The organism is Variovorax fucosicus (assembly GCF_030316825.1).
Taxonomy (GTDB): Bacteria; Pseudomonadota; Gammaproteobacteria; order Burkholderiales; family Burkholderiaceae_C; genus Variovorax; species Variovorax fucosicus.
This window is the reverse complement of the sequence record NZ_JASZYU010000004.1, coordinates 191548-204328: the sequence shown is the minus strand read 5'-3', so window position 1 is coordinate 204328 and position 12781 is coordinate 191548. Positions and strand designations below refer to the sequence as shown.

The window sequence follows — 12781 nt, the reverse complement described above, 5'->3', positions numbered from 1 at the left end:
GGGCGGCGTCGTTCAGGCGCTGGCGCTGAGTTCGGCCAGCGCCGCGTCGAAATCCGCCTCGGTCTCCAGCCTGCGCATCGGCGGCAACGCATTCAGCAATCGCCGCCCGTAGCCCATCGCAACCAGCCGGGTATCGCAGATCACCAGCAGGCCCTGATCGGTTTCGCGGCGGATCAACCGCCCCGCACCCTGCTTGAGCGACACACCGGCTTCCGGCAGGAAATAATCGTTGAACGGGCTTCGGCCCTGCCCTTCGAGGCGGCGTGAGCGCGCCTCGACCAGCGGGTCGTTGGGCGGCGGAAACGGCAGCTTGTCGATCACCACCAGCTGCAACGCATCACCCGGCGCGTCGAAGCCTTCCCAGAAGGAGGCCGAAGCGACCAGCACGCAGCCGATACGCCCGGCGCTCGCGCCTTCGCGGAAGCGATCCATCAGCACGCGCTTGGGCAGTTCGCCCTGCACCAGCACTTCGGGCATTCCCTCCGCCTCGGCATGGTCGAACTGCTGCCGAATGGCGTCGCCGATCGTGCGCAACGCGCGCAGCGTGGTCGTGAGCACCAGCGTGCGGCCACCGAGCAATGCTGCGCCACGCGCCGCGAGTTGTGCAACCGCGCCGCTGTGGCCGGGATCGTTGGGCTTCGGAAACCCGCGCGGCACATACAGTGCCGCCTGATTGGCATAGTCGAACGGGCTGGCCACGCGCAGAACTTCGGCTTCGCCGAGGCCGCAGGGTTCGGTGAACCAGCGCAGCTTCGGGTCATCGCCGAGCGTTGCAGAGGTAAAAACCCAGGCGCGCCCGACGGCATCGGGCTCTGCCTTGTCGGCTTTGAGCACGCGCGTTTGCACCGCCTCCGCGATATCGAGCGGTGATTCGATCAGCCGCAACTGCTGCCCCACGTCAACCCAGCGGACCGACTCGGGCGCACAAGCCAGCGCAAAACGCGCCGCGCGTTGCGCAAGCTGCGTCGCGCGTTCGTGCAGGCGCACGAAGTCGGGCGCGATCTCGCTCACGCTGTCGAGCGCGTCCGCCGCCTGCGCAAAGCCTTGCTGCAAGGCCTCCATCGACTGCTGCCAGATCCGGGCGTCGACGCCCTCGGGCGCGGCATCGATCCAGCGCAACTTGGTACCGGGCCACTGCTTGCCGACTGCAAGCCGCAGCTCGCGCGCAGCGCGTTCCACCGCAGCGACAGCGCTCGTCCAGTCGACCAGCCCGCGCGCATGCTGCAGGCCGGCCGCGAGCAGGTCGCGCGCGAAATCGAGCGCCTGCGCGGTGCCCAACTGCACGCCAAGAAACTGAACACCGGTTTCGTTGAGCTGGTGCGCCTCGTCGAACACCACCACGCGCACGGTCGGCAGCAGTTCGGCCATGCCGGACTCGCGCACGGCCAGGTCGGCGAAGAACAGATGATGGTTGATCACCACAACGTCGGCACCCAACGCCTCGCGCCGCGCGGCGTTCACGTGGCAGGGGCGGAACTGCGGACACTGTGCGCCAAGGCAGTTCTCGCGGGTCGAGGTCACAAGCGGGATCAGCGGCGAGCGCTCGTCGAGACCCGGCAGTTCTGCCAGGTCGCCGGTGCGTGTGGATTTCGACCATTGCTCGATCTTGGCCAGCGTGCGGGCCGACGCGCGCTCGGGGCCCGCATCGTGACGCGCCAGTTCGAGCCGGTGCAGGCACAGGTAGCTCGCGCGGCCCTTGAGCAGTGCGGTGCGCACCGGCAGTCCGAGCGCCTCGACCAGGCGCGGAAGATCGCGGCCAAAGAGCTGATCCTGCAAGGTCTTGGTGGCGGTCGACAGCAGCACGCGTTCGCCGCTCAGCAGCGCCGGCACCAGGTACGAGAAAGTCTTGCCGACGCCGGTACCGGCCTCGACCACGAGTTGCCCGCCGTCGTCGATGGTGCGCGCCACGGCCAACGCCATCTCGGTCTGGCCCGCGCGTTCGCGGAACTGGTCGGCGGCGCGGGACAGCGCGCCGTGCTGCGCGAAGGCTTCGCGCACTTTGTCTTCCAGGGACATCTCAGCTTTTTTCAGCGCTGCGCACGGGGCGCGGCGCACGAAGTCGACGCGGCCAGCGCACGAGACGCCAGGAAGTGCACAAAGCCTGGTGGCAATTCATGTTCACGCCGGCTCTTGCGGATCGAGCAGCCGCACCAGCCGCTCGATCTGATCCCGCAGCGCAAGGCGCCGCTTCTTGAGCCGGCGCAGCAGCAACTCGTCCTGCGGCGTCGACTCGACCAGCCGGTCGATGGTGGCGTCCAGGTCGCCGTGCTCGATGCGCAGCTCGATCAGTTGACGGGAAAGGGAGTGGAGATTGGAGTCCAACGGGCGCGGTTCGGGAGCATTTCGGAGCTTCCCGTCTTCGCTTGATAATACGTCGTCTCACCGACTGACGAACAACGAACGAGATCGCGCCACAGGCGCATGCAGCGCCCATGACCCGAGGCTTTCGAATTTCCGCCGCCACCGGCCTCCACATGGGGGATCGGCCCTATCAGCAAGACCAGGTGTTGCTGATGAACCATCCACGCGTGGAAGGCTGCCTGCTCGGCGTGGTGGCCGATGGCATGGGTGGACGCAGCGGCGGGCGCAAGGCATCGGATCAGGTGCTCATGACCGCCAAGCAGCTGTTCAGCCGCTATGCGCCGGCCACGGACGACCTGCATGACTTGCTGCGCCAGATCGTGAACGACGCCCACACGGTGATCAAGCTCACGGCGCAGTCGAGCGAGCAGGAGCCGCACAGCACCGTGGCCGCTTTCGTGATGAACCCGGGCGGCGACGGTGCCTGGATCCATGCCGGCGATTCGCGCATCTACCACTTTCAGCGCGGCAGGCTGGTGAAGCGCACGCTCGACCATTCCTACGTGCAGGCGCTGATCGACCGCGGCGAGCTCAACGAGGAAGAGGCCAACGTGCATCCGCAGGGCAACATCCTGCTGGGATGCCTGGGCATGGCCGCTGCACCCCCGCCGATCGTCACGCACCAGTTGACGCGGCTCAAGCCCGGCGACGTGCTCATGGCCTGCAGCGACGGGCTCTGGCACTACTTCACGCCCGAGGAGATGGGCGCGGTGGTGGCCGAGCAATCACCCCGGGCGGCGGTCGAGTTGCTGGTGGCCGAAGCGCGCAAACGGGCGCGCGGAACCGGCGACAACCTCTGCATTGCGATCCTCAAGCTCGAGGCGCTCCCCAAGGAGCATTGAGTTCAGGGCGCCGCAGGCAGCGGCGCGGATCGCGGTTTGTCGCGACTGGCGTTGCGCCGTTCGACCTCGGCACGATGCTTTGCCGCCTTTTCCAGCTTGTTCTCCTGCTCTTGCACCATCGAAGGCGCCTTGCCACGCTGGCGCGCGAGCTTGGCCTGTTCCTCGACATGCGCGCGCTGCTTGGCCTCGAACGCGCGCTGGCGTTCTGCCTCTTGTGCAGCCAACCCCTCACGGCTGGTCGCATGGCCAGCGGCCCGCTCTTCGCGCGCCTTCTGGGCTTCGCCGGCACGCTCGTGCTGCGCCGCCTGTTCCTGCGCGCGCTGCGGCGCGGCCTTGTCCTCGATCCGCTGCAGTTGCGCAGCCGCGCGGCGCTTGCGTTCGACGTCGTTGAGCGCAGCCTCCTGCCGCTTCAGGTCGTCCGAGGCCGTGCGCGCCCGCCTGCGGCTGTCCACGAGGCAGTCTTCGACCGCGAACTTCTGGTAGCAGGCCGCGCGCTCGGCGGCAACACGCTTGTCGAGCGCCTGGCGTTCGGTCGCGATGCGCGCGCGCTCGACTTCGGGGTTGAGTCCGCCCGTGGTGGCGCCCGTCTGGGCCCATGCGGGCCAGACCACGGCAGCGAACAACAGCGAAAGCGTGATCTTCTTCATGTGAGGCGGGTGTCGACCGTGCGGCGCTCGAGCGCCAGAAACTCGGCCGACTGCATTTCGTTGAGCCGGGAGACGGTGCGGGGAAACTCGTGGGCCAGTGGCCCGTCGGTGTACAACGCCTCGGGCGCGACCTCGGCCGACAGGATCAGCTTGACCCGACGATCGTAGAACACATCGACCAGCCAGGTAAACCGGCGTGCTTCGGAGGCCCGGTTCACCGACAGTTGCGGCACATCGGACAACAGAACCGTGTGGAACTGGGTTGCGATCTCGAGGTAGTCGTTCTGCGAGCGCGGGCCGCCGCACAGGGTCTTGAAATCGAACCAGACCACGCCACCGGCCTTGCGCCGCGCGTGGATCTCGCGCGTTTCGATCTTCAGCACCGGATTCTCGTCGGCGGTTTCGGCCAGCTTGTCGAAGGCGTCGCGCATCTCGTGGTCGGCCGCCGCGCCGTTCGGCGTGAGGTACATGCGCAGCTGCTCGAGCGTGCGACGCCGGTAGTCGGTGCCGTTGTCGACGCTCAGCACCTGGAGCTTCTCGTTGAGCAGCGCGATCGCCGGCAGGATGCGGTCGCGGTGCAGCCCGTTCGGATACAGGTCGTCGGGCTTGAAGTTCGAGGTCGTGACGAAGCCCACGCCGTTGTCGAACAGCGCAGCCAGCAGCCGGTGCAGAATCATCGCGTCCGTGATGTCGGCGACGTGAAACTCGTCGAAGCAGATGAGCTTGTAGCGCTTCGAGATCCGCAGGCCGAGTTCGTCGAGCGGATTGACTGTTCCCTGCAGATCGGCCAGCTCGCGGTGCACCTCCCGCATGAACTCGTGGAAGTGCAGGCGTGTCTTGCGCCGCAGCGGCACCGCGTTGAAGAACAGATCCATCAGGAAGCTCTTGCCGCGCCCGACGCCGCCGTACATGTAGACGCCGCGCGGAATCTCCGGCCGGCGGATGAGCTTCTTGAACGCGTTGGAGCGCTGCTCCTTGTAGGCCGCCCATTCGCCGGCGCAGCGATCCAGCGCTTCGACCGCGCGCAGTTGCGCCGGATCGCTCTGGAACCCGCGCGTGGCGAGCTCCGCTTCGTAGGCCTTTTTGACGCTCAAGAGATCAGAAGTTCAGGGTGCGCTTGTCCACGGCCAGCGCCGCTTCCTTGGTCGCTTCCGAGAGCGAGGGGTGTGCATGGCAGATGCGTGCGATGTCTTCGCTGCTCGCCTTGAACTCCATCGCCACCACTGCTTCGGAGATCAGCTCGCTCACCTGCGGGCCCACCATGTGCACGCCGAGGATCTCGTCGGTTGTCGCATCGGCCAGGAACTTGACCATGCCGGTCGTGTCGCCCAGCGCGCGTGCGCGGCCGTTCGCCAGAAACGGGAAGGTGCCGGCCTTGTAGGCGCGGCCCGCGGCCTTGAGCTGCTGCTCGGTCTGGCCGACCCATGCAATCTCGGGGTGCGTGTAGATCACCCACGGCACGGTGTTGAAGTTGACGTGGCCATGCTGGCCGGCAATGCGCTCAGCCACGGCCACGCCCTCTTCCTCGGCCTTGTGCGCGAGCATCGGGCCGCGCACCACGTCGCCGATCGCCCAGACGCCCGGGAGGTTCGTCTTGCAGTCGTCGTCCACCGTGATGGCGCCGCGTTCGTCCAGCTTGAGGCCCACCGCTTCGGCGTTGAGGCCGATGGTGTTCGGCACGCGGCCGATCGACACGATCAGCTTGTCGACATCGAGCGTCTGCGCTTCGCCCTTGGCATTGGTCCAGGCGATGCTGACGCCCTTCTTGCCCGACTTGATCTCGCCGACCTTGACGCCGAGTTCGATCTTCAGGCCCTGCTTGTCGAACGCCTTCTTGGCTTCCTTGGCGATCTGTTCGTCGACACCGCCCAGGAAGGTCGGCAGCGCTTCGAGCACCGTCACTTCGGCGCCGAGGCGGCGCCAGACCGACCCCATCTCGAGGCCGATCACGCCGGAGCCAATCAGCGCCAGCTTCTTCGGCACGGCGCCGATGCGCAGCGCGCCGTCGTTCGACAGGATGTTTTCTTCGTCGAATGCCGTACCCGGCAACGCGCGCGCGTTGGAGCCGGTCGCGATGATGATCTGCTTGCCGCTGATCGTTTCTTCGGTCGCGCCCGCCACCTTGATCTCGTAGCCCGCGTCGCCCGCCTTGACGAACGAGCCGCGGCCATGGAACGACGCGATCTTGTTCTTCTTGAACAGGTAGGTGATGCCGTCGTTGTTCTGCTTCACGACCTGGTCCTTGCGGGCCAGCATCTTGCCGATGTCGAGGCTGAGCCCCTCCACCTTGATGCCGTGGTCCGCAAAGCCGTGGCCGGCATGCTCGTAGTGCTCCGACGATTGCAGCAGCGCCTTGGAAGGAATGCAGCCCACGTTGGTACAGGTGCCGCCCAGTGCCGGGCCGCCCTTGGCGTTCTTCCACTCGTCGATGCAGGCGACATTGAAGCCGAGTTGCGCCGCGCGGATTGCCGCGATGTAGCCGCCGGGGCCACCACCGATGACGATGACATCAAATTGTTTGGACATAAACCTCTTTCAAGAAGTGCTCCTCGCCAGAACACCGCGGAACCGGCTCTGCCGGGCCGCTGGTGTTGCCCCCTTGCAGGGGGTTGGCGAAGCGACACGAAGTGCGCGAAGACTGGGGGTGGATCAGATATCGAACAGGAGGCGCGACGGATCTTCCAGCGCTTCCTTCATCGCGACCAGGCCCAGCACGGCTTCGCGGCCGTCGATGATGCGGTGGTCGTAGCTCATCGCGAGGTAGTTCATCGGACGGATCACGATCTGGCCGTTCTCGACGACGGCACGATCCTTGGTGGCGTGCACGCCGAGGATGGCCGACTGCGGCGGGTTGATGATCGGGGTCGACAGCATCGAGCCGAAGGTGCCGCCATTGCTGATCGAGAAGGTGCCGCCGGTCATCTCTTCGATGCCCAGCTTGCCTTCCTGCGCCTTCTTGCCGTATTCGGCGATCTTCTTCTCGATGTCGGCAAAGCTCATCTGGTCGGCATTGCGCAGGATAGGCACCACCAGGCCACGCGGCGAACCGACTGCAATGCCGATGTCGAAGTAACCGTGGTACAGCACGTCGTTGCCGTCGACCGAGGCATTCAGCACCGGGTACTTCTTGAGTGCATGCACGGCGGCCTTCACGAAGAAGCTCATGAAGCCGATCTTGACGCCATGTTCCTTGGTGAACACGTCCTGGAACTTCTTGCGCATCTCCATGACCGGGCCCATGTTGACCTCGTTGAAGGTCGTCAGGATGGCGTTGGACGACTGCGATTGCAGCAGGCGTTCGGCAATGCGCGCCCGCAGGCGGCTCATCGGCACGCGCTGTTCGGGGCGATCACCCAGATCCGGCGCGCCGGTGGGTGCGCTGACCTGTTGCAGCGCGGGCTTGGCGGCCGGTGCGGCCACGGCGGGTGCCGGTGCGGCCTTGGCGGTGGCGCCGGCAGCAACGGCGCCGAGCACGTCGCCCTTGGTGACGCGGCCGTCCTTGCCCGAGCCGGCCACGTCGCCGGTGCCGAGCTTGTTGTCGGCCAGCAGCTTGGCAGCTGCCGGCATCGCCACGTCGGACTTCGAACCGCCGGTGGCAGCAGCGGCTGCGGCAGGTGCCGCTGCAGGTGCTGCGGCGGCGGGTGCCGCGGCTGCAGCAGGCGCCGCGGCGCCGGCCTTGCCTTCGGTATCGATCTTCGCGATCAATTGCTCGGCCAGTACCGTGGCCCCGTCGGGCTGGACGATCTCGGCCAGCACGCCGGCCGAGGGCGCCGGCACCTCGAGCACGACCTTGTCGGTCTCGATTTCGATCAGGATTTCATCGATGGCGATGGCATCGCCGACCTTCTTCTTCCAGGTGAGCATGGTGGCTTCGGCCACCGATTCGGACAGCTGGGGGACTTTGACTTCTACGATAGACATTTGAGTTTGGCTCCGCTTCGCGTGCTTCTAAGTTGTGTCGTGAGGTTGGAATTACTTGGTCAGCACGAAGCCCTTGAGCTTGCCGAACGCGCCGTCGACCAGCGCTTTTTGTTGTTCCTGGTGCAGGTGCGAATAGCCGGCAGCCGGCGAGGCCGACGCGGCACGGCCGGAGTAGCCGAGCTTCTGGCCGTCCAGCATGTTCTCGTGGATGTAGTGCTGCACGAAGAACCAGGCGCCCTGGTTCTGCGGCTCGTCCTGCGCCCACACCACATCGACCAGGTTCGGGTACTTCTTGAGTTCGGCACCGAAGGCCTTGTGCGGGAACGGATAGAGCTGCTCGACGCGCAGGATCGCCACGTCGTCGCCGCCGCGTTCCTCGCGCTTCTTGGCCAGGTCGTAGTAGACCTTGCCCGAGCAGGCGATCACGCGCTTGACCTTCTCCGCCTTGAGCTCCTTGCTGTCGGGAATGACGGTCTGGAAACCGCCCTTGGTGAACTCGGACAGCGGCGAGGTCGCGTCCTTGTTCCGCAGCAGCGACTTCGGCGTCATGATGATCAGCGGCTTGCGCAGGTTGCGCACCATCTGCCGACGCAGCAGGTGGAAGATCTGGCTGGCCGTGGTCGGCTGGCAGACCTGCATGTTGGTGTCGGCGCTCAGTTGCATGAAGCGTTCGATGCGTGCCGAGCTGTGTTCCGGGCCCTGGCCTTCGTAGCCGTGCGGCAGCATCAGCGTGATGCCGTTGACGCGGCCCCACTTCACTTCGCCCGATGCGATGAACTGGTCGATCACGACCTGCGCGCCGTTGACGAAATCGCCGAACTGGGCTTCCCAGATCACGAAGGTGTTGGGGTCGTTCGAGGCATAGCCGTACTCGAAGGCCAGCACGGCTTCTTCCGAGAGGATCGAATCGATCACGACGAACGGCGCCTGGTTGTCGGCAACGTTCTGCAGCGGCGTGTAGGTGCCTTCGTCGAACTTTTCGCGGTTCTGGTCGTGCAGCACGGCGTGGCGGTGCGTGAAGGTACCGCGGCCGCTGTCTTCGCCCGACAGGCGCACCGGATAGCCGCTGGCCACCAGCGAGGCGAAAGCCATGTGCTCGCCCATGCCCCAGTCGATGTTGACGTCGCCACGGCCCATGGCGGCGCGGTCGTCCAGCACCTTCTTCACCAGCGGGTGCACGGTGAAGCCGGCCGGCACGGTCGTGATGCGCTCGGCCAGTCGCTTCCATTCGGCGGTCGGAATGGCGGTGTCGCCGGCGTCGGTCCACTTCTTGTTGAGGAAGGGCGTCCAGTCGACCGCGTACTTGCTCTTGAAGTTGGTGAGCACCGGATCGATGGTGTTCTTGCCTTCGTCGAAGGCGGCGCGCTGCGCCTTGACCATGTCGTCGCCGAGCGTGTCGCCCAGCCCTTGCGCGGCCAGCTTGTCGGCGTAGAGCTTGCGGGTGCCGGGATGCTGGGCGATCTTCTTGTACATCAGCGGCTGGGTGAGCGAGGGGGTGTCCTGCTCGTTGTGGCCCAGCTTGCGGAAGCAGACGATGTCGACCACCACGTCCTTGTTGAATTCCTGGCGGTACTGCAATGCGAGCTGCGTGCACAGCACCACGGCTTCGGGGTCGTCGCCGTTCACGTGCAGCACCGGCGCCTCGATCATCTTGACGATGTCCGAGCAGTACAGCGTCGAGCGGCTGTCGCGCGGGTCGCTGGTGGTGAAACCGATCTGGTTGTTGATGACGATGTGCACCGTGCCGCCGGTGTAGTAGCCGCGGGTCTCGGCCAGCGCCAGCGTTTCCATCACGACGCCCTGGCCGGCAAAGGCCGCGTCGCCGTGCACGATGATCGGCAGCACCGAGTCGCCTTCCGTGTCGCCGCGACGGTCCATGCGCGCGCGCACCGAGCCTTCGACCACGGGGTTCACGATTTCGAGGTGGGACGGGTTGAACGCGAGGCTCAAATGCACCGGGCCGCCGGGCGTGGTCACGTCCGAGCTGAAGCCCTGGTGGTACTTGACGTCGCCGCTCGGCAGGTCTTCGGGTGCGGTGTGGTCGAACTCGGCGAACAGGTCGGCCGGCATCTTGCCGAGCGTGTTGACCAGCACGTTGAGGCGGCCGCGGTGGGCCATGCCGATCACGATTTCCTGCACGCCGTTGGCGCCGGCCTGGTTGATCAGCTCGTCCATCGCAACGATGAAACTTTCGCCGCCTTCCAGCGAAAAACGCTTCTGGCCGACGTACTTGGTGTGAAGGAAGCGCTCGAGGCCTTCGGCGGCGGTCAGGCGGTTCAGCACATGCTTCTTCTGCTCGACGCTCAGTTGCGGGTTGGTGCGCGCGCTCTCGAGCTTTTGCTGCCACCAGCGCTTCTGGTTCTGGTCGGTCGTGTACATGTACTCGGCGCCCATCGTGCCGCAGTACGTTTCATGCAGGGCGTTCAACAGGTCGCGCAGCGACATCGTTTCGCGGCCGAAAAAGGTGTTGCTGGTGTTGAACACCGTTTCGAGATCGGCGTCGGCAAAGCCGTAGAACGAGGGCTCGAGTTCGGGAATGGACGGCCGCTCGGTGCGCTTGAGCGGATCGAGATCGGCCCAGCGGGCGCCGACGTTGCGGTAGGCGGCGATCAGTTGCTGCACCGCGGTACGCTTGCGGCCGAGTTCGGAGTCGGCACCGCTGGCCTGCACCACACGCGTGGTGCCCTGCTTGGCGCGCTCGGCGAAGGCGTTGATCACCGGCAGGTGCGCCACGTCCTTGGTGTTGCTGCCGTCGGTGGCGGGCACGTTCTGGAGTGCGTCGAAATACGAGCGCCAGTTGTCAGGCACGCTGCCCGGATTGGCGAGGTAGTTTTCGTACATCTCTTCGACATAGGGCGCATTGCCGCCGAAGAGGTAGGTATTGCCCTGATAGGCTTGGTACGCCGACGGCGTCGAGTTGCTCATATTGCGCTGACCTTCGCTTCCCTGGAGGAAGCACTAGCTGGTTCAAGAAACCTTCCGCGACACGGCTGAACCGATTGGCGGATGCGACTGTGGCTGGGGAAGGGGCCTAGGTACCCCGGCATTGTGCCACGTTGAATGTGACACAACATGCGAGCCTTTCACCAGGCTTTCAAGGCGTCATCGATTGTCTGATTTGCTGCAGCGAGGCCGGATCGTCGATGGTGGTCAGGTCGCCCGGATCGCGTTGCTCGCACACGGCCTGGATCGCGCGCCGCAACAGCTTGCCGCTGCGCGTCTTGGGCAACGCTGTCACGAAGCGCACGCGCGCGGGCCGCGCCAGCGCGCCGAGTTGGTCCGCGACGCGCTTCATGATTTCGCCTTCGAGCTTCAGCGCCGCGTCGGCATCGGTTGCCGCATGGCCCGACTTGGGCACGACGAAGGCCATCGCCACCTGCCCCTTCAACGGATCGGCGACACCGACCACCGCAACCTCGGCCACGTCGGCATGGCCGGAAATGCTTTCCTCGATCTCGCGCGTGCCGAGGCGGTGGCCGGCCACGTTGATCACGTCGTCGGTGCGGCCCAGGATGTAGAAGTAACCGTCTTCGTCGCGGATGCCCCAGTCGAAGGTCGAGTAGACCATCCTGCCGGGAATGCTGTTCCAGTAGGTGTTGACGAAGCGCGCGTCGTCGCGCCAGACGGTCTGCATGAAGCCGGGCGGTGTCGGGCCCTCGATCACGACGACGCCCTTCTGGTTGGGCGCGGTGAGTTCCTCGCCGGTCGACTCGTGCAGGATCTTCACGCGCCAGCCGTACATCGGCACACCGGGGCTGCCGAACTTGCTTGGCTTCTTCTCGACGCCATTGGCGATGGTGATGATCGGCCAGCCCGATTCGGTCTGCCAGTAGTTGTCGATGATCGGCACGCCGAGCCCGTCGCTGATCCAGCGCGCGGTCGGCTCGTCCAGTGGCTCGCCGGCCAGGAAGAGCGCGCGCAGGCTCGACAGGTCGTATTTCTTCAGCAGCGCCGGATCCTGCTTCTTGAGCACGCGCACCGCGGTCGGGGCGCTGAACATCACGGTGACCTTGTACTTTTCGACCAGGCGCCACCAGATGCCGCCATCCGGCTGCCGATCCAGCCCTTGGGTGGGCAAGCCCTCATACATGAGGGTCGCCATGCCGGCGATCAGCGGCCCGTAGACGATATAGCTGTGGCCCACGACCCAGCCGATGTCGCTGGTCGAGAAGTAGGTTTCGCCGGCCCGACCGTCGAAGATGTGCTGCATGCTGGCCGCCAGCGCCACCGCATAGCCGCCGGTGTCGCGCTGCACGCCCTTCGGCCTGCCGGTGGTGCCACTGGTGTAGATGGTGTAGCTGATGGCGGTCGATTCCAGCCAGACGCAGGGCACCACGGCGTTCAGGTGTTTGCGGGCCAGGGCGGCCATCAGATGGTCGCGGCCCGCCACCAACTCCATGGCGGCCAGGCCACGGTCGGCCAGCAGCACGCTGGCGGGCTTGTGTTTCGACAGCCGGATGGCCTCGTCCAGCAACGGCTTGTAGGCAAGCACCTTGCCGCCGCGCGAGCCTGCATCGGCGCTGACGACCACCTTGGGCTCGGCATCCTCGATGCGCGAGGCGAGGGAGCCGCTCGCGAAGCCGCCGAACACAACGCAGTGGATCGCGCCGATGCGCGCACAGGCCAGCATGGCGAACGCTGCCTCGGGAATCATCGGCATGTAGATCAGCACGCGGTCGCCCTGCCCTACGCCGAGTTCGATCAGGCTCGCAGCCACGCGCTGAACCTCGGCATGCAGTTCGGCGAAGCTGTAGCTGCGTTCGACGCCGGTTTCGGTCGAGACGAAGATCAGCGCCGGTTGGTCGCCGCGCGCAGCCAGGTGCCGGTCGACCGCGTTGTGGCAGAGATTGGTGGTGCCACCGACGAACCAGTTCGCGAACGGCGGGCGACTTGCATCGAGGATTTGCCGCGGAGGCGTCTGCCAGTCGATCAGATTCGCCTGCTCGGCCCAGAAAGCCTCGGCGTCATCGACGGAACGGCGGTAGAAGTCGCTGTAGGCACCCATGCAGT

9 protein-coding genes are annotated in these 12781 nt (G+C 65.9%); 1 reads left to right on the top strand and 8 read right to left on the bottom strand.

Translation table 11 applies throughout. The annotated features are described in order from the left end of the window. Positions 1-12: 12 nt before the first annotated feature. Together yoaA and QTI05_RS23100 are read right to left on the bottom strand one after the other, a co-directional pair. On the bottom strand, positions 13-2016 hold the full coding sequence (yoaA, locus tag QTI05_RS23105; protein WP_286619752.1) for a DNA repair helicase YoaA: 2004 nt from the start codon (positions 2014-2016) through the stop codon (positions 13-15). Positions 2017-2118: 102 nt separating this feature from the next. Beyond that, entirely contained in the window at positions 2119-2322 is a 204-nt protein-coding gene (locus QTI05_RS23100; RefSeq protein WP_286543004.1) for a DUF465 domain-containing protein, read from the bottom strand. Between the two features lie 110 nt (positions 2323-2432). On the opposite strand from QTI05_RS23100, the gene QTI05_RS23095 reads away from it, so the two are divergent. Next, positions 2433-3203, top strand: coding sequence for a PP2C family protein-serine/threonine phosphatase (locus QTI05_RS23095; RefSeq protein WP_286543003.1), 771 nt, complete (start codon positions 2433-2435; stop codon positions 3201-3203). 2 nt (positions 3204-3205) lie between these two features. Here the strand turns inward: QTI05_RS23095 and QTI05_RS23090 are convergent, their stop codons facing one another. From QTI05_RS23090 to QTI05_RS23065, 6 genes are all read right to left on the bottom strand, one after another. Beyond that, positions 3206-3850 (bottom strand): hypothetical protein, encoded by a 645-nt coding sequence (locus QTI05_RS23090; protein WP_286619751.1) that lies wholly within the window; start codon positions 3848-3850, stop codon positions 3206-3208. After that, a complete protein-coding gene (gene zapE / locus QTI05_RS23085) occupies positions 3847-4944 on the bottom strand; it encodes a cell division protein ZapE (RefSeq protein ID WP_286619750.1) in 1098 nt (365 codons plus the stop codon). The genes QTI05_RS23090 and zapE overlap by 4 nt, the downstream gene beginning before the upstream one ends. A 4-nt stretch (positions 4945-4948) precedes the next feature. Next, positions 4949-6376, bottom strand: coding sequence for a dihydrolipoyl dehydrogenase (gene lpdA / locus QTI05_RS23080; RefSeq protein WP_286542999.1), 1428 nt, complete (start codon positions 6374-6376; stop codon positions 4949-4951). 123 nt (positions 6377-6499) lie between these two features. After that, the gene (gene odhB, locus QTI05_RS23075) at positions 6500-7771 is read right to left on the bottom strand and encodes a 2-oxoglutarate dehydrogenase complex dihydrolipoyllysine-residue succinyltransferase (protein WP_286619749.1); all 1272 of its coding nucleotides are present in this window, start codon (positions 7769-7771) and stop codon (positions 6500-6502) included. A gap of 51 nt (positions 7772-7822) precedes the next feature. Then, entirely contained in the window at positions 7823-10696 is a 2874-nt protein-coding gene (locus QTI05_RS23070) for a 2-oxoglutarate dehydrogenase E1 component (protein ID WP_286542995.1), read from the bottom strand. A gap of 169 nt (positions 10697-10865) precedes the next feature. Beyond that, the gene (locus QTI05_RS23065; RefSeq protein WP_286542994.1) at positions 10866-12776 is read right to left on the bottom strand and encodes a propionate--CoA ligase; all 1911 of its coding nucleotides are present in this window, start codon (positions 12774-12776) and stop codon (positions 10866-10868) included. Positions 12777-12781 lie beyond the last annotated feature (5 nt).